Source organism: Pseudomonas sp. JUb42 (assembly GCF_024807945.1).
GTDB lineage: Bacteria > Pseudomonadota > Gammaproteobacteria > Pseudomonadales > Pseudomonadaceae > Aquipseudomonas.
This window is the reverse complement of record NZ_JANUFD010000009.1, coordinates 216,832-234,226: the sequence shown is the minus strand read 5'-3', so window position 1 is coordinate 234,226 and position 17,395 is coordinate 216,832. Positions and strand designations below refer to the sequence as shown.

General features: G+C 60.7%; 14 protein-coding genes. 8 read left to right on the top strand and 6 right to left on the bottom strand.

All coding sequences use genetic code 11. The annotated features are described in order from the left end of the window. The first annotated feature begins 78 nt into the window (after window positions 1-78). On the top strand, window positions 79-456 hold the full coding sequence (locus M2401_RS19530; protein WP_259105237.1) for a response regulator: 378 nt from the start codon (window positions 79-81) through the stop codon (window positions 454-456). Window positions 457-627: 171 nt separating this feature from the next. Here the strand turns inward: M2401_RS19530 and M2401_RS19525 are convergent, their stop codons facing one another. Further along, window positions 628-2,658, bottom strand: a complete 2,031-nt coding sequence (locus M2401_RS19525) for a response regulator (protein WP_259105236.1) — start codon at window positions 2,656-2,658, stop codon at window positions 628-630. Next, on the bottom strand, window positions 2,655-4,139 hold the full coding sequence (locus M2401_RS19520; RefSeq protein ID WP_259105235.1) for an ATPase domain-containing protein: 1,485 nt from the start codon (window positions 4,137-4,139) through the stop codon (window positions 2,655-2,657). The genes M2401_RS19525 and M2401_RS19520 overlap by 4 nt, the downstream gene beginning before the upstream one ends. 205 nt (window positions 4,140-4,344) lie before the next feature. Between M2401_RS19520 and M2401_RS19515 the strand changes: the two genes are divergently transcribed. Together M2401_RS19515 and nudC are read left to right on the top strand one after the other, a co-directional pair. Continuing rightward, window positions 4,345-5,157 (top strand): crotonase/enoyl-CoA hydratase family protein, encoded by an 813-nt coding sequence (locus tag M2401_RS19515; RefSeq protein ID WP_259105234.1) that lies wholly within the window; start codon window positions 4,345-4,347, stop codon window positions 5,155-5,157. 55 nt (window positions 5,158-5,212) lie between these two features. Further along, window positions 5,213-6,055 (top strand): NAD(+) diphosphatase, encoded by an 843-nt coding sequence (gene nudC / locus M2401_RS19510; RefSeq protein ID WP_259105232.1) that lies wholly within the window; start codon window positions 5,213-5,215, stop codon window positions 6,053-6,055. Here the strand turns inward: nudC and M2401_RS19505 are convergent. Continuing rightward, entirely contained in the window at window positions 6,017-6,796 is a 780-nt protein-coding gene (locus M2401_RS19505; RefSeq protein WP_259105230.1) for a TSUP family transporter, read from the bottom strand. The two genes, nudC and M2401_RS19505, sit on opposite strands and share 39 nt — an antisense overlap. A gap of 263 nt (window positions 6,797-7,059) precedes the next feature. Here M2401_RS19505 and M2401_RS19500 point away from each other — a divergent pair, with 263 nt between their 5' ends. The 4 genes from M2401_RS19500 (at window position 7,060) to M2401_RS19485 (ending at window position 13,810) form a co-directional block, all read left to right on the top strand. After that, on the top strand, window positions 7,060-9,255 hold the full coding sequence (locus M2401_RS19500; RefSeq protein WP_259105228.1) for an EAL domain-containing protein: 2,196 nt from the start codon (window positions 7,060-7,062) through the stop codon (window positions 9,253-9,255). Between the two features lie 101 nt (window positions 9,256-9,356). Next, window positions 9,357-11,825, top strand: a complete 2,469-nt coding sequence (locus M2401_RS19495; protein ID WP_259105226.1) for a DUF4214 domain-containing protein — start codon at window positions 9,357-9,359, stop codon at window positions 11,823-11,825. 15 nt (window positions 11,826-11,840) lie between these two features. Continuing rightward, entirely contained in the window at window positions 11,841-12,752 is a 912-nt protein-coding gene (locus M2401_RS19490; RefSeq protein WP_259105225.1) for a hypothetical protein, read from the top strand. Window positions 12,753-12,892: 140 nt separating this feature from the next. Continuing rightward, a complete protein-coding gene (locus M2401_RS19485; protein ID WP_259105223.1) occupies window positions 12,893-13,810 on the top strand; it encodes a bestrophin family protein in 918 nt (305 codons plus the stop codon). On the opposite strand, the gene M2401_RS19480 is transcribed toward M2401_RS19485, so the two are convergent. Together M2401_RS19480 and M2401_RS19475 are read right to left on the bottom strand one after the other, a co-directional pair. After that, window positions 13,811-14,239: a molybdopterin-binding protein gene (locus M2401_RS19480; protein ID WP_259105222.1), complete on the bottom strand. Its 429-nt coding sequence runs from the start codon at window positions 14,237-14,239 to the stop codon at window positions 13,811-13,813. It abuts the gene before it with no gap. 78 nt (window positions 14,240-14,317) lie between these two features. Then, window positions 14,318-15,334 carry a zinc-dependent alcohol dehydrogenase family protein gene (locus tag M2401_RS19475; RefSeq protein ID WP_259105221.1) on the bottom strand — a complete coding sequence of 339 codons (1,017 nt, stop codon included), beginning with the start codon at window positions 15,332-15,334 and terminating at the stop codon, window positions 14,318-14,320. Between the two features lie 113 nt (window positions 15,335-15,447). Between M2401_RS19475 and M2401_RS19470 the strand changes: the two genes are divergently transcribed. Further along, window positions 15,448-16,356: a LysR family transcriptional regulator gene (locus tag M2401_RS19470; RefSeq protein WP_259105219.1), complete on the top strand. Its 909-nt coding sequence runs from the start codon at window positions 15,448-15,450 to the stop codon at window positions 16,354-16,356. 108 nt (window positions 16,357-16,464) lie between these two features. On the opposite strand, the gene M2401_RS19465 is transcribed toward M2401_RS19470, so the two are convergent. Then, window positions 16,465-17,382 carry a LysR family transcriptional regulator gene (locus tag M2401_RS19465; protein WP_259105218.1) on the bottom strand — a complete coding sequence of 306 codons (918 nt, stop codon included), beginning with the start codon at window positions 17,380-17,382 and terminating at the stop codon, window positions 16,465-16,467. Window positions 17,383-17,395 lie beyond the last annotated feature (13 nt).

Genomic DNA, 17,395 nt, shown 5'->3' with positions numbered 1-17,395 from the left:
AGAATTATCTGACAGTTAACGCAACCTCCAGAACCGCCCATGGTCGTAATGGCAGCTATTTGAAGAGAAGACCGTTCCATGAGCGCTGATGCTGAAAATGTCGTACTGATCGTTGAAGACGAGCCGCTGATTCTGATGCTGCTCAGCGATTATTTGTCGGGTGAAGGTTATCGGGTCCTGCAGGCGGAAAACGGCGAGCAGGCTTTCGAAATCCTGGCCACCAAGCCCCATCTGGACCTGATGATCACTGACTATCGCCTGCCGGGCGGGGTGTCCGGGGTGATGATTGCCGAGCCCGCAGTGAAGCTGCGTCCGGAGCTCAAGGTGATCTTTATCAGCGGTTATCCGGCGGAAATCCTCGAGTCCGGCAGCCCCATCGCGCGCAAGGCGCCGATCCTGGCCAAGCCGTTCACCATGGAAACCTTGCACACCAAGATTCAGGCGCTGTTGGCCTGAAATCGGCATTATTGCTACGAAGATAAAGGCCCGCCGACAAAGCTGTATCGGTCATGCCGGCCTCTTCGCGGGCAAGCCGCGCTCCCACAGACTGTGCCGTTCGTGGGAGCGCGGCTTGCCCGCGAAAGCGATATCTCAGACGCGCAAGACATATTGATTAGCCTGCGGCCCTCAAGTGCCAATCATCTCCCGCACCTTGGCCGTCAAATGGTCGAAGGCAAAGGGCTTGGTGATCATCTGCATGCCCGGATCGAGAAAACCGGCGCGTACGGCGGCATGTTCGGCATAGCCGGTGATAAACAGCACTTTCAGTTCCGGACGCAGTTGGCGGGCGATTTCCGCCAGTTGTCTTCCGTTCATGCCGGGCAAGCCCACATCACTGATCAGCAGGTCGATACGCTGGCCTGATTCGATGATCGGCAAAGCGTTGTCGGCGTCGCCAGCCTGGACGAAGCCGTAACCCAATTCCCCCAGCACCTCACTGACCAGGGCCCGCACCGCCGGGTCGTCTTCGACGATCAGCACCGTTTCGCCATCCCGAGCGCGAGTTGCCTGATTGGGCAGGGTCTGTTCATCCTCACTCTGCGCGCCTTGATAGCGCGGCAGGAACAACTGCACCGTGGTGCCCTGGCCGACATCGCTCTTGATCGTTACATGGCCATGGGACTGCTTGCTGAAGCCATAGATCATCGACAGCCCAAGGCCTGTGCCCTGGCCGATGGGCTTGGTGGTGAAAAACGGGTCGAACGCGCGGCTGATCACGCTTTCCGGCATGCCGCAGCCGGTGTCGCTGACGCTGAGCACCACATAGTCGCCGGGCAGCAGGTTTTCATGATCGTTGGTGTAATCGCGGTCCAGGCGCTGGTTGCTGGTTTCGATCAGCAACAGGCCGCCGTCCGGCATCGCATCCCGAGCATTGAGCACCAGATTGAGCAGGGCGCTTTCCAGCTGATTGGGGTCGGCTTCGGCGGTCCAGAGCTTTTCGTTGAGAACCATTTCCAGACGGATGCTTTCGTTGATGCTGCGGTGCAGCAGTTCGCCCATGGAGTTGACCAGCTGATTCATCTCCACCGGCTTGGAATCCAGTGACTGGCGGCGCGAAAAGGCCAGAAGGCGGTGGGTGAGGGCGGCGGCGCGATTGGCGGAGGTGACACCCAGATCGATGAGACCATCGAGATCCTCGGTACGACCACGGGACAGTCGTCGTCGCAACAGCTCCAGGCTGCCGATGATGCCGGTCAGCATATTGTTGAAGTCATGGGCGATACCGCCGGTCAACTGGCCGACGGCTTCCATTTTCTGCGACTGGCGCAGCACTTCTTCGTTGTGCCGCAGTTGCGAGGTGCGTTCCTCGACCTGCTGCTCCAGGGTTTCGTTGAGGCGTCGCAACTGGGCTTCGGCCAATTTGCGCTCGGTGATGTCCGAGGTCACGCCGACCAGCGAGACCACCCGGCCGTTGCGCGCGCGAATCGCCCTGGCCCGCACCTCGACCCAGTTCAGTGAGCCGTCCGGCCAGATATTGCGGAATTCGATGACAAAGTCATGGCCCATGTCCAGGCTCAATTGCAGGGCCGACTGCATGCGCGGCTGGTCCTGCGGGTAGACCGTTTCCAGCCAGTCCTGGTAGGTAAAGGACTGGTCTTCGTCGCGGCCATAGTGGGACTTGCTCATGGCCGAGCACTTGAGTTCGAGGAATTGCGCTTCCAGTTGCCAGGAACCCAGGCGCCCGGCCTTGAGCGCATGTTGCAGGCGCTGCTCGCTTTCCAGCATATCCTCCATGCGGCTGCGCGCTTCATACTGACGACGCCTGCTGCGCACGGCGGTGGTCACCAGACTGACCAGGGTCGCCGGGTGAAACGGTCGCTCGAGAAAGGTCACGTTGCCCAGTTGCCTGCCCAGGTGAGCCGAAGGATTGCGCTCCGGCCCGCCATGGTGAGTCAGCAATACGATGGGCAGGTCCGACCAGGCCGGTTGCCCGGCCAACAGGCTCAGCAGCGGGTTGATATCAGCACCGCGCAGGGCTTCATCGGCGATGATTGCCAAGCCTGCGCCCAGGCTCAGTTCCCTGTGCAACTCATTCAAATCGTGGGCAATCAAGGCCGGAAAACCGGCCTGCTGCAAAACCATCAGGGCAATCTGACTGTCCCGGCCCAATGGCGCGAGAATGACGGCGCGTTCCGACAACAACCCTGGCGTGCTCACGTATCCTCGTCCTGCAATAACGGCATGCTTTCGCCAAAGTAATGGGGGACGCCCCGCAGGACGCCCTGGAAATCGTGCAGCGGTGCACCGATTTTAAGGCCGGTGGAGTTGATGCGGTATTCACGAATGGTTGACTCGTGAGTGCCTGTGCGTTTCTTGATGATGGAAATGGCCCGACGCACCTTGCCCAAGGCCTCGAAATAACGCAACAGGATCACGGTGTCGGCCAGGTACGTGATGTCGACCGGCGCGCGCATGTCGCCGACCAGGCCGTGCTGGGCCACCGTCATGAAGGTTGAGGCGCCCTGGCGGTTCAAGTACAGCAGCAGTTCGTGCATATGCAAGACCAGTGCGTTCTCTTCCGGCATGGCCGCCTGATAGCCGTTGAGGCTATCGATAACCACAGTCTTGATCTGCTTCTTGTCCACGTAGTGGCGCACCCGGTGGGAAAATTCCCCCGGCGACAGTTCCGCGGCGTCGACCTGTTCGATCAACAGGTTGCCGGTTGCCTTCAGGGCTTGCAGGTCGATGCCGATCTTGCGCATGCGTGAATGCAGCAGGCCCAGCTCTTCATCGAAGATAAACAGGCCGACGCGTTCGCCACGGGTCACCGCAGCAGCGGCGAAGATCAGCGAGATCAGAGATTTACCGGTACCGGCCGGGCCGAGGATCAGCGTGCTGGAGCCGCTGTCGATACCGCCACCGAGCAGATCGTCGAGTTCCTGGATGCTGCTGCTCAGCTGCTGGCTGTCGTTGCGGTTACGGTGTTCGGCCGCCACCAGCCGCGGAAAGACATGGATGCCGTCGGCGAGAATGGTGAAGTCGTGCCAGCCGCCGCGGTATTTCTGCCCGCGATACTTGACCACTCGCAGGCGTCGGCGCTCGGCCCCGTAGTTGGGGTTGAGTTCTTCCAGGCGAATGACGCCATGGGCGACGCTATGGACAGTCTTGTCCAGGGATTCGGTCGTCAGGTCGTCCAGCAGCAATACCGTGGCGTCGTAGCGCGCGAAGTAATGCTTGATGGCCAGAATCTGTCGCCGGTAGCGCAACGAGCTTTGTGCCAGCAGACGGATTTCCGAAAGACTGTCGATCACCACGCGGGTAGGGCGCACACGCTCCACCGCATCAAAGATCTGCCGGGTCGCTTCGCCCAGTTCCAGATCGGACGAGTACAACAGGCTTTGCTGATGTTCAGGGTCGAGCAGGCTCTCCGGCGGGGTCAGTTCGAAAATGTCGATGCTTTCATCGAAGGTCCAGCCGTGGGAGAGCGCACCGTCGCGCAATTCCTTGTCCGTTTCGGACAGAGTGATATAGAGCGAGCGTTCGCCCGCTTGTGCACCGGCCAGCAGAAACTGCAGGGCTACGGTGGTTTTGCCAGTACCGGGTTCGCCTTCGAGCAGAAAAACGTGGCTGCGCGAAAGGCCGCCCACCAGGATATCGTCGAGGCCGGCAATGCCGGTTGCTGCTTTGGATGTGTTCAAAAGTCACCCTCATGTGACTGGGGTAGTATCCCTTTACTGGACCGCACTGGATGTGGACCGTTCCGAGTATCTGCGAAAATAATGGCTTTTTGCCTTGTAAAACAAACGTCCGAGTCCGGGAAATGGCACAACCACGCCCTGCGACGGCGCCATCAGCATTGTTATAGTCCAAGACCTTTCCCCTCGTTCGATAAGGACTGTCGCCGTGCCTGACTATCAAGCCTTTCTGGTTGAACTGACCGATAACATTGCCCACGTGCAGATCAACCGGCCCGAGAAGATCAACGCCATGAACACCGCGTTCTGGTCGGAAATCATCGAGATTTTTCAGTGGGCCGACGACACCGACGAAGTGCGGGTCGTGGTCCTCAGCGGCGCAGGCAAGCACTTTTCTTCCGGCATCGACCTGATGATGCTGGCCTCGGTGGCCAACGAGCTGGGCAAGGATGCGGGCCGTAATGCGCGCATTCTGCAGCGCAAGATTCGCCGGTTGCAGGCATCGTTCACTGCCGTGGACAAGTGCCGCAAGCCGGTTCTGGCGGCCATCCAGGGTTATTGCATCGGCGGCGCCATCGACCTGATCTCGGCGTGTGACATGCGTTATGCCGCTGAGGATGCGCAGTTCTCCATCCGTGAGATCGATATGGGCATGGCCGCCGACGTCGGCACCCTGCAGCGCCTGCCGCGTATCATTGGCGACGGCATGATGCGTGAGCTGGCCTACACCGGGCGCAACGTCGGTGCCGAGGAAGCCCAGCGCATCGGCCTGGTCAATCGCACCTTTGCCGATCAGCCGGCGCTGCTCGACGGCGTCTTTGCCATTGCCCGGGAAATCGCCGCCAAATCGCCGATCGCCATTGCCGGGACCAAGGAAATGATCACCTATATGCGTGATCACACGATCGCAGACGGTCTCGAACACGTTGCCATCTGGAACTCCGCCATGCTGCAATCGGCAGACCTCAAGCTGGCGATGGCCGCCCACATGGCCAAGCAAAAGCCCCGCTTTGAGGACTGAGTCCGTGTAAGGTAGCGAGATATATCGCGACCCTTTAAAGCAGAGGAGTTTTTTCATGACCCGCCCGAAGCGTTGGACAACTGCCGTACTGGATATCGAAGTTCCGGGCGGTTGGGCGGTCGTCCACAGTGACCAGGGGTTCCTGCTGGACGGCAACGGTGTGATGTTTCCCCGTGAATGGCTCAAGCGTCAGGAACTGGCGGTGATCAGCGAGCATGGTATCGGTCATTTCGATGGCGAACCGGTATACCTGCTGGTGGTCAGCCAGGCCGAGGAGGTCGAGGGCTGCAACTGGCAGGGCCTGCGCCAGTTCATGTTGCAGGGTGACTTCGATGTCTACCAGAAACTCGGCTACGCCGCGCAGATCAGCACCTGGGCCCGGGAGCATCGCTTTTGCGGGGCTTGCGGTCGGCCCACCACGCAGATCCCCGGCGAGCGCGCCATGTACTGCGAGCATGACAACCTGCGCTTCTATCCGCGAATCTCGCCGAGCATGATCGTGCTGATCACCCGAGGCGACGAGATCCTGCTGGCTCGCTCGCCACGTTTCGTTACCGGGGTCTACAGCACCCTGGCCGGGTTTGCCGAGCCGGGCGAGTCGGTCGAAGACTGCGTGCACCGCGAGGTGATGGAAGAGGTGCAGGTCAAGGTCAGGAATATTCAGTACATGGGCAGCCAGTGCTGGCCGTTCCCGCATTCGATGATGCTGGGTTTCCATGCCGAGTATGAAAGCGGCGAGATCGTGCCACAGGCCGATGAAATCGAAGACGCACAATGGTTTTCGGTTCACGATCTGCCGCCGCTGCCGGCCGGGCGCTCCATCGCCCGTTACCTGATCGACAGCTACGTGGCGCGCCGCTTAGGCACCGACGTACCAGTGCTGCCAGGCCAGGCGTAAGGTCAGGCCCAGAACCACAGTGATAAATACCGGGCGGATGAATTTGGCACCGCCCTTGATCGCCGTGCGGGCGCCAAGGAAGGCGCCGACCATCAGCGCCGAGCCCATGGTCAGGCCAAGCAGCCAGTTGACCTGGCCAGTGAAGATAAACACCGACAAGGCTGCGGCATTGCTGACGAAGTTCATGCTGCGCGCCACGCCGCTGGCCTTGACCAGGTCGAGCGGGTAGATCAGCAGGCTGCTGACCGTCCAGAACGCCCCCGTGCCCGGCCCGGCAACACCGTCATAGAAACCCAGGCCAAGACCTTGGGGCAGTTGCCACTTCTTCTTGATCGGCGCATCGCTGTCCAGCGGCGCTTTGGGCGTGCCACCAAACAGCAGGTACAGGCCGCAGGCGAAGACGATGACGGGCAGCATCTGGTTCAGCCAGGCGGCGGGCAGATACTGAGCGATCACCGCGCCAATCAGGGCGCCGATGGCCGTGCCGATCAGGGCACGGCGCCATTGCCGGGGCGCGAACAGTTTGCGCCGGTAGAAGGTGAAACTGGCGGTGGCCGAGCCAAAGGTCGAACTAAGCTTATTGGTGCCCAGCACCAGATGCGGCGGCAGGCCGGCGGTCATCAGGGCTGGGGTGGTCAACAGACCGCCGCCACCGGCAATGGCATCGATGAAACCGGCAACAAAGGCGACGACCGCCAGAGCGGCCAGGGTGAGCGGGTCGACACTGAAATCAATAGGCATGGGGCAGGCTTACTGGGCAGAGTGGGCAGAAGGGCTGCCCGAAAGGCGCGCAGTTTAACGCAGTTTAGGTTGGAGCGAGGCTTGCCCGCGAAAGCTATGGTCTCGGTTTGGAATATTTTTGAATGTACCGACCTCTTCACGGGCAAGCCCGGCTCCAATGGTTCTGACATGCCGTTAAATCTCGCCGTTGAAAGCTAACAACTGGCCCAACCCCAAGGCGCCGGGTAGGATAGCCATATGCAATTACCAGCCAGTCCGTCGCCATGTTCAAACCCACTTTTGCCTGGGATGCCACCCGCCGCAGCCATCAACTGATCCTGCGTCTGCTTCCGGCCATCTGCGCCTTATTGCTGCTGATCGGCCTGGGTGGCTATCTGCTGGTCAAGAATGCCCTGAGCCAGGACCTCGACGTGCAGCAGCGCTCACGCATGTTCATTGCCCGCACCCTGGACCAGGTGCGCAATGAGGTGGGACGCAACATCATCAACTACAGCAAGTGGGGCGAGGCCTACAAACACTTGCATATGACGGTGGACAAGGTCTGGGCCGACGATCAGCGCAATGTTGGTGACATCCCCTACGATTTGTATGGTTACAACGGTGTGCTGGTCGTCAGCCCTCAGGACCGTACTGTCTATGCCGTGATCGATGGCAAGGCCTCGGATATCCAGGCCAGCGACTGGCTGGAAGGCGATCTCAACGGCCTGATCGCTGCGGCACGGGCGTCGACCAACGACAACGACGGTGTGGTCCGTGCCCTGCGGGTAGCCGGAATCCCGGCCCTGGTTGCCGCTTCTAGTATCTCGCCGGGTTGGGATCCGCTGATTGAGGTCACCCCTGGCCCGGCTTCGGTGATGATATTCGTGTCGGTGCTCGATGCCGCCAAGCTCAACCACTTGAGCGAAACCTATGGCCTGCCGGGCATGACGGTTTCCCGCGAGCCCATGGCCGATCATGAAAGCATGCCGTTGCTGGAGTCGAACATCTTGCTCAACTGGCGCGCGCCGCAGCCGGGCATGGGCTTGCTGCAACAGACCCTGCCTCTGTTTATCGCCGGGGTCCTGGCCTTGGCCGGCGTATTGATCGTACTGCTGCGCTACGCCCTTGCCTCGGCCCGGCAGATCGATGCGCAAATCGATGCGCTGCGCAGCAGCCAGGCCCAAGCGCATCATTTGTCCCTGCATGACTCGCTCACCGGTTTGCCCAATCGCTACCAGTTGCATCAGTTCCTCGCCAGCCAACTCGATCAGCAAACCCCACAGCCCCTGGCGCTGCTCAGTCTCGACCTGGACCGTTTCAAGCCCATCAACGACGCCCTGGGTCACGCCGCCGGTGATCAGGTGCTGCAAGAAGTCGGGCGGCGCTTGCATGACGCGGTTGCGGCGGACGGCATGGTCGCGCGTCTGGGCGGGGACGAGTTCATCGTGGTCGTTCCCGGCGGTCTGGATCAGGCGGCGATCAGCGATTTTTGTACCCATCTGGTGGGCCGGTTGTGTCATGCCATTCACCTCGACGGCCATACGGTTGCCGTCGGCACCAGTATTGGCATTGCGCTGGCGCCGCAGCATGGGCACAGCGCGAGCGAACTGCTGCGCATGGGTGATATCGCCCTGTATAAGGCCAAGGCCGATGGGCGCAATACCTGGTGCCTGTATGACGAAACCATGAGCGCGCAACTGCTCGCCCGTCAGCAGCTCGAACAGGAACTGCGCCAGGCCTTGCGCGAAGGCCAGTTGCGCGTGCACTACCAACCGCGCTACGCCACGGTCGACGGCAGTTTACGCAGCTTCGAGGCGCTGGTGCGTTGGCAGCACCCACGCCAAGGCTTGCTGGCGCCGGACGTGTTTATCGAATTGGCCGAAGACACGGGGCTGATCCTGCCCTTGGGGCGCTGGGTGCTGGAGCATGCCTGCCGCGAGGCAATGAACTGGCCGGATCACATTGGCTTGTCGGTCAACCTGTCGCCGTGCCAGTTCAGTGATAGCGAAGATATCGTCGCCAGTGTCAGCGAGGCACTGGCCAGCAGCGCCTTGCCCGCTTCACGCCTTGAGCTGGAAATCACTGAACGGGTGTTTCTGGAAAATACCCAGGGCGCCCTCAGCACCCTGCACGGCCTCAAGGCCTTGGGCGTACGCCTGAGCCTGGACGATTTCGGCACCGGCTTCTCATCCCTGGCCTACCTGCGCAGCTACCCGCTGGATGGCATCAAGATCGACCGCAGCTTCATCACCCACCTGATCGACCATGGCACCGATCAGGCCATCGTTCAGGCGGTCATCGACCTGGGGCGCGCCCTCGGTATCCGGGTCACGGCCGAAGGCGTGGAGACCCTCGAACAACTGGAATGCCTGCAGCGTCACCCGTGTGATGAAGTGCAGGGTTTTCATTTCAGCAAGGCACTACCAGCGGAACAGTTGGCGCCATTGTTTGCGGCGGCAGTCAGTATTACACCAAGTTAAACCCTTGAAATACGAGGGCTTGCGGGAGACCGGCGGTGTTTCTTCCAACATTGACGCATGTTAGATTGCCAGCATTGATGACCTGACGCCGGGAAAAAAACATGGCCGCTTCCACTTATTTCGATCAAATCCAGCAGTTGTATATCGCTTACTTTGGTCGTCCTGCCGATCCGGTCGGGCTTAACTATTGGGCCAGTCAGGTCGATGCGGCCAATGGCAGTGTCGCCGCGGTGATTGCCGGGTTTGCCGCGTCGTCCGAGTCCAATGCGCTGTACGCGGGTGTGCCGACGGCGCAAAAAGTCAGTGCCATTTACTTGAACCTGTTCAACCGTCTGCCGGAAGCGGCCGGGCTGGCGTACTGGACACAGCAGATTGACAGCGGCACCGTCACCCAGGCCCAGGCGGCGTATCAGATTCAGTCGTCGGCCGGGCCGGGCGACGCTTCGGCGGTGGCCAACAAGCTGGCCATGGCCAAGGCCTTCACCGCGCAGATCGACACCACGGCGGAAATCACTGGCTACAGCGGCGCGATTGCCGCCGCCTATGGCCGCGCGTACCTGACCTCGGTGGATTCGACCCAGGCTTCGGTGAACACCGCCACGAGCAGCTTGCTCAACTCGGTGGCTACGGCTACCGGTACCACTGTTCCGACGACTACTACACCACCGGTAACGCCCACTGCGCCGGTGGGTGCTACCTACGTATTGACGACCGCTTCCGAGAGCCTGACCGGTACGGCCGGCGATGACACGTTCACGGGGATTATTGACTCCGTAACCCCGGGCAACAGTACGCTGAACTTCAAGGACTTTCTTGATGGCGGCTCGGGCACCGACGCGCTGACGGTCACCGTGCAGGGCGCGGCGACAGCCACCTGGCCAACCGTGTCCCTGAGCAATATCGAGAAGCTGTCGATCCGCGACCAGCATACGGGTGGCGGTCTTTCCCTCTATAACCTGTCAGGGGTTACCGGCCTTTCAACCGTGGCGAGTAACGTCTCGACGGCGGCTGTGAGCTTTACCGGCCTGCAAACCGGCACCACCGTGGCCGTATTGGGCAACAAGGTCACCTCGGTGGGTAATGTTGCATTCAACATGGCCAACAACAGCGATACCGTCAGCCTCCTGTTGGACGGTGGCGTGCAAGGGGCGGCCACTATCAGCAATACTTCCACCACCGCTACGACGGCAACCATTGCCTCTACCGGTGCGGCCAACAAGGTGAGTACGATCTCGCTGGGTGGCGCGGACAGCTTCAGCAGCCTGACAATCAATGCCACCACCGACCTGACCGCCACGCTACAAGCGGCTGACTATAAATCCACAGCGTCGTTGACCGTGACCGGCGCGGGCAAGGTCGATCTGAGCAGCACGCTGGGCTTCGACGGCGCGAAAATCGACGCATCGGCCAACAGTGGCGGGCTGACCATTGCCCTGAGCAGCAGTAATATCCAGACCGTAGTCGGCAGCTCCGGGGCAGACCGCATCCTGGGCACCTCGTTGCTGGGCTCAGCGAGCAGCATCGACGGCGGTGCTGGTATCGACACTATGTCGGCGAGTCTCGTGGGCGCAGGCAACGGCGCAATCTTCAAGAACTTCGAGCTGCTGGATCTGGGCAGCGGTGCCAATAGCGGGGCGCTGGACGTTGGGCAACTGAGCAACTCGACCATCACCGGCGTGGTGCTTTCCGGTAATGCGGTGGCCCCAACGGTAGTCCTTAATAACGTGGTCGATACGCCAACCGGTTTCAATGTGAACCTGATTGCCAATTCGTCCTCCAGCAACCTGACTTTGAACTTCGGCAACGTGACCGGCAGCAACGATGTTCTTAACTTCAACTTCAGCAACGTTGCCGGCACCCAGTCGAATGCGGGCACGGTGGCTTCTCAGGGTATCGAGACCATCAATGTCAAGTCCGGCGGCATCGCCAACTCCCAAAACAGTCTGAGCATTGTGGATAATGCGCTCAAGTCCCTGGTGATTACCGGGAGTGAGTTAATCTTCCTGACGATAGGTGCGCAAACCGGTATAGGCGGTGCTTCGCAACTCACCAGTATCGATGGCTCGGCAGCTACCGGTAATCAGGTTATTACTGTTACAGCGCCCGCAAGCGGATCTCAAGCAGCCCTTATCATCAAGGGCGGTACGGGCAATGATTACTTTAGCGTGACGACTTCTGCGGTGTCCGGTTCACTCGGTACTTCTGTAACGACCGGTGCGGGTGCTGATACGATTTCCCTTGCAAACGCAACGGTGAGAGATGCAAGCAATCCGCAATTCACCACCATCACCGACGCGCGTACGGGTGACAAGTTGCAATTCGGTGGGAACAATACCTTTGTCAGTGCAGCGGTCCCGATCGCGGGTGGGCAGACAGTGACTCAGGCTCTGAATACTGCCGCCGATACTGCCAATACCACGAAGTGGTTTGTGTATGGCTTGGACTCATACATCGTTTACAACAATTCTACAGTCGGGATCGATGCCGCTGATATTGTGGTCAAGGTGTCAGGCGTGACCGATCTGAGCGGGATGACGGGCGGTGGCACGGGTACGCTGACGTTTGTCTGACCTGCCGAGGCTCGCTTGAGCGCACAGCCACTGCTACCCAACGAGCCGCGGATAGTCGACTCCCTGCGGGAACAGGCCCTGACTGAACAGCACCTGCTGCCGCATCTTGCGGCCCTGGAGCTGTTCTGCCTGAGCCTGCGGGCCAGCCTCGACGGGCCGTTGAGCCAGGCGCAGCCGAGCAAGCTGGGCAAACCGTATCCTTTGGGCCAGTGCCTGGAAATCTCCCAGGCGGCCGAGCGCTGCCTGACCCAACTCGAGCACCTGACGGTTACTGGCCCGGCCGCACAGGGCCATGCCGCCTTGCTCGCGTTCATGCGCGCGGGCGGCACGGTGCGCCAGGTGTGGGGCGACTTGCGTGGCGAGTATTTCCAGAATGCCTTTGTCGTCGGCAGTCTGTATGTCGATGTGTCCAACGATACGGTATTCAGCCACAAGCCCAAGGTCGAGATCCTGCCGTTCAACGAGGCGCGTTTTGCCCCGGTGGAGAATTTCTGGCACTTCATCCGCGTGGCCAATAATTACTGGCAGGCCGAGATCTATCCAAACTGGATCTTGCCGTCCCTGGCGCCGTATTTTCCCCTGGTCGTGGCCATGCCGGGCGGGAGCATTCGCCTTGAGGCGGCCTCCAACTATATGTTTGCCCTGGCCCGACGCAGTGGCTTCACGGTCAGCGCGGCGGTGCTTGATGGCCTGACCTTGAGTGATGAGCTGTTTGCGCAGATGAGCCAATGCCTGGCCGGTTCCGCTCTGGAAAGGGCGGCAAGCCTTGCTGAAGGCAAAGCCGCTGCATTGCGCCTGTGCGAGCACTACCGCAGTCATGAGCCGCAACTGACGACCGAGCGTTGTACTGATTTGATCAATGGCATGATTGAGGCCAACCGGCTGCTCACGCCTTTGCAGGTAAGCAAAAGCAAAGCGGCGGGCTAGGGGCTGCGACCATTCGCTATATGGCTAACCCGGTTGTCTGGCGTCAATAATGTGGGACCGGCTTTAGCCGGGAATGCGCTTCCCGGCTAAAGCCGGTCCCGCAGAAAAGCCCGCCGGTTCAATGTATTCAGGAATTCCCCTTGATCATCCGCCCCAAACCCCTCTCGACCCTGACCCTGTTGTTCTCCCTCAAGGGCTCGATCATTCCGGCCATCTGGCGCAAGGTGCTGTTTACCGTGCTGGTCAGTTCGGCGGTGGTGGCGATTCACGGTACGCTGTTCAACTTCAAGGTCATCCTTACCGCCACGCCCTTCACCCTGTGGGGGCTGACCCTGGCGATCTTCCTCGGCTTTCGCAATACCGTGGCCTACCAGAGATTCTGGGAGGCGCGTACGCTCTGGGGCGAGCTGTTGATCGTCAGCCGCAACCTGACCCGGCAGAGCCTCAGCCTGTTAGCCGGCCTGAGCCGTGAGCATCGTCGTGATCTTGCCGAAGGGTTGATTGTGTTCAGCCGCGCACTGAAAAACGACCTGCGCGCCGATCCGCAAAGCCCGGAGATTCAGGCCTGGATCGACAAGGGCCACGAGCATCCGGGCACGCCGAAAAGCGGCCTGCCCAATGCCGTGCTCGGCGAGCTGGGCAAGCGCTATATGGCGGCGACCCAACTAGTGCAGACCAGTCCTGTGGTGCAGGTGGATATCGATCAGCAGCTGTCACGGCTGTCCTCGGTGCTCGGCGGCTGCGAGCGCATCAGCAATACGCCGATTCCCTATCCCTACATCCTGATGCTGCACCGCATCGTGCATATCTACTGCTTCCTGCTGCCGTTTTGCCTGGTCGATACCATTGGCTGGTTCACGCCGTTTGCCGTATGTGTACTGGCCTACACCTTTTTTGGTCTAGATGCCCTGGGTGATCAGATCGCTGATCCGTTCGATAAGCAGCCCAACGATCTGCCCCTGGAAGCCATGTGCCGCACCCTGGAAATTGCCGTGCTGGAGCTGCTCGACGAGCCAGCCCCGGCACCACTGCAACCCACGGGCGACGTCCTGCTCTGATCAGGCCGGCACGCCAAGGATAATGTGCGAGGCTTTGATTACGGCGGTGGCGCTGACACCCGGCGCCAGGCCCAGTTCTTCGACGGCATCGCGGGTGACGATGGCAAATACCTCGGTACCGCCGGGCAGTTGCACGACTACTTCGGAGTTCACCGCGCCTTCGTTGACGCGAACCACCTTGCCTTCCAGGCAGTTGCGCGCCGACAGGCGGATATCACTGGCTTCGGTCATCAGCATGACCCACGGCGCCTTGATCAGCGCGACCGCATCCTTGCCCACGGCAAGGCCCAGGCTTTGCACGCTGGCCATGGTCACCACGGCCACCAGTTGCTCGCCACCGGCCAGGGTAAGGGCCACTTCGGCATTGACCGCACCGGCCTGAACCTGGCTGACGGTGCCTTTGAAAACATTGCGGGCGCTGACTTTCACGGGTGAACTCCTAGAGAAATTGAGGGCGCAAGCATCCGCCTTTACCCTAGGTCATTGCCACCCTGGCGCTGATAATTTTTAATTGCGCTCGGAGGACGGCTGAAGCTCAACCACCACTTTTCCTGCCGCGTTGCCTTCTGCCACGACTCTGTAGGCATCATTCACGTCATTCAGGGTAAAGCGCCGATCATCCAGACGAACCCGCAGCTGCCCGGCCTCGGCCATGCGAGTCGCTTCAGCCATGATCTCGCCGTGATGCTTGCGTCCCTTGCCGGTCAGCAGTGGCAGCAGGGTGAATACGCCTGAGTAAGTCGCCCCGCGAAACGACAGCGGCGCGAGCTTGTGTTCGCCCCAGCCCAGGCAACTGACGACATGGCCGGTGTAGACCTTCGCCACGCTGAATGACGCATCGAGGGTAGCGCCGCCCACCGTGTCATAAACGATATCGAAACCTTCCCCGGCGCTGTACTGCTCCATGTATTGGGCGGGCGTCTGTTCGCGGTAATCGATGGCGGTGGCATCGAAGCCTTCAATGGTTTCCCGGCTGCTGGCGCTGCCCGTGGCAAATACGTTGGCGCCATGGGCCTTGGCGATCTGCACAGCAATATGACCAACGCCGCCCGCACCGCCGTGAATCAGCACGCGGTGTCCGGGCTGGACCTTGGCCCGGTCTACCAGGCCTTCCCAGGCGGTGATGAAAATCAGCGGCAGGGCGGCGGCTTCGCGCATGCTCAAGTTATACGGCTTGCGTGCCAGCAGGTCGGCGTCCACCGCCATGTACTGCGCCAGCGAGCCCTGCTGGCCGCCGATGCCGCCGACCATGCCATATACCTCGTCACCGATCTTGAACGCACTGACTCCGGCCCCGAGGGCTTGGACCACGCCGGCCATATCCATGCCCAGCACCGCAGGCAGCGGCTGACGGGCGTGGCCGCCCTGACCGCGGCTGATCTTGGTGTCCAGCGGGTTGACGCCGCTGGCCATGACTTTCACCAATACCTGGCCTGCCTGAGGCACGGGTATGGGCAGTTCCTGCAGCTGCAACGGCGCTTCGGCTTGTACGGCGACGGCGGCGTGCATGGTGGTCTGGCTCATGGGGTAATCCTCTGATGTTAGGCGGTGGAGCTACTCTGCGCCGTTGCATTTATTTCGATAAGAGGCTAAATGGCTATAGTATTTATTCCTGATCATCGCTAAATGAGGCGCGAATGGACGCACTGGAAGCCATGGCAACCTTCGTCCGGGTGGTGGAACGAGGCAGTTTCTCGGCAGTGGCCCGGGAACTCGGCGTGACCCAACCGACCATCAGCAAGCAGATCGGCCTGCTGGAAAAGCGCCTGGGTGGGCGGCTGTTTGCCCGCAGCACTCGGCAGCTATTTCTCACCGATGAAGGTCAGCGTTACTACGAGCACTGCCGCCAAATCCTCAACGCAGTGGACAGCGCCGAGCAGAGCTTCAAGACCGGGCAGGAGCAAGTGGCCGGCACGTTGCGCATCGCTTCGTCAGGCAGCTTTGGCCGCGTGCAGATTGCGCCGCGCTTGCACGGTTTTTTGCAGCGCTGTCCGGATGTGACCATTGACCTGCAACTGAGTGACGAGAACGTTGATATCGTCAGTGAGGGCATTGATGTCGCCATCCGTATCGGTGAACTCAAGGACAGCAGCCTGATCGCCCGCCAGATCGGTCTGACCCGGCGCGGTGTATTCGTTGCGCCTGCCTATCTTGAGCAGCATGGGCTGCCGCTGATACCCGCCGATCTGGCCGCTCACAATTGCCTGGTGTTCAGCCAGTTGGCGCAGTTTGATCAATGGCGCTTTGCCCGCGATGGTCAGTGGCAGGCCGTGCAGGTCAAAGGCAATGTGCGCAGCAATAACAGCGAATCGATCCGGCAACTGGTGCTTAGCGGCGCCGGGTTATCACTGTCGCCGTCGTGGCTGTTTCGCGAGGATTTGCAGGCGGGGCGGGTGAAGGCGGTGCTGGAGGATTACGCCACCGCTACATTGCCGATTCATGCAGTGTTTGCTCCGGATCGTAGGCAGTCGGCACGGGTGCGGGCGTTTGTCGAGTATCTGGGGGAGGGGTTTGCCCAAGATGCGGACATTGCCAATACCCGATAGGAATGAGCTGTTATTGCCAGTGATTGAGTTTGCACTGCGGGAGCGAGCAAACCGCGCTCCATCGGTCCCATTTTGCCAAGCATCCGGGCAACGCCAGAAGCTAGCGATTCAATGCACTTCATCCTCCCCCAGATGATCAATATGCTCAAACCGTTCGACCAGAAAGTCGATCAGGCTGCGCACTCTGGCTGACAGGTGCAGTTGCTGCGGGTAGACGGCGTAGACGTCGGCCCGGGTCGGTGTCTGGTCTTCCAGTACCAGGCGCAGGCGGCCGCTGCGTAGATAGCGGGCGATATCCCATTCGGCGCGCAAGAGAATGCCATAGCCCTCCAGCGCCCAGTTCAGTGCTACTTCACCATCGTTGCAGCCCAGGGCGCCGCGCACCTTGATGTTCTGCGTGCGCCCGCCGTTGGTGAAGCTCCACACGCCATAGGGCGTTTCGTTCTGGCGCAGGAAGATACAGTTGTGTTGTTGCAGGTCGGCCAGGCGTTCTGGCACGCCGTGCTTTTCCAGGTACAGCGGTGAAGCGCACAGCAGCCTGCGGTTGGAGGCGATCTTGCGCGCATGAAAGGCCGCGTCCGGCAGGCTGCCGAAGCGAATGCCCAAGTCGAAGCCGTGGGTGGTCAGGTCCAGCGGGTGGTCGCTGATTTCCAGCTGGATCTCCACCTCCGGGTAGCGCGCAAAGAACGCGGCCAAAGCCGGGCCGATATAGCGGCGGCCAAAGCCCAGGGAGGCGTTGACCCTGATCAGGCCCTTGGGCGTGGCACGGCTGCTGCTGACCAACTGCTCCACTTCATCGATCTGGGTGAGGATGCGCGCGGCATGGGAGAAGTACAGCTCTCCCTCGGTGGTCAGGCTCATCGAACGGGTGGTGCGATTGACCAAGCGGATCCCCAGGCGCGCCTCCAGGGTGCTCAAGCGCTTGCTCACGGCGGGCGGCGTCACGCCCAGTTCCCGGGCTGTGGCGGCGAGGCTGCCTTGTTTGGCCAGCAGGTAGAAAAACGACAGATCCAGAGTCTGATTCATTCGTAACTCAAAG

Excerpts from the sequence above, each read along its gene's own strand:
- M2401_RS19495 (WP_259105226.1), top strand. The coding sequence starts at position 9,357 with ATGGCCGCTTCCACTTATTTCGATCAAATCCAGCAGTTGTATATCGCT.
- M2401_RS19500 (WP_259105228.1), top strand. The coding sequence starts at position 7,060 with ATGTTCAAACCCACTTTTGCCTGGGATGCCACCCGCCGCAGCCATCAA.
- M2401_RS19465 (WP_259105218.1), bottom strand. The coding sequence starts at position 17,382 with ATGAATCAGACTCTGGATCTGTCGTTTTTCTACCTGCTGGCCAAACAA.
- M2401_RS19530 (WP_259105237.1), top strand. The coding sequence starts at position 79 with ATGAGCGCTGATGCTGAAAATGTCGTACTGATCGTTGAAGACGAGCCG.
- M2401_RS19475 (WP_259105221.1), bottom strand. The coding sequence starts at position 15,334 with ATGAGCCAGACCACCATGCACGCCGCCGTCGCCGTACAAGCCGAAGCG.
- M2401_RS19470 (WP_259105219.1), top strand. The coding sequence starts at position 15,448 with ATGGACGCACTGGAAGCCATGGCAACCTTCGTCCGGGTGGTGGAACGA.
- M2401_RS19505 (WP_259105230.1), bottom strand. The coding sequence starts at position 6,796 with ATGCCTATTGATTTCAGTGTCGACCCGCTCACCCTGGCCGCTCTGGCG.
- nudC (WP_259105232.1), top strand. The coding sequence starts at position 5,213 with ATGACCCGCCCGAAGCGTTGGACAACTGCCGTACTGGATATCGAAGTT.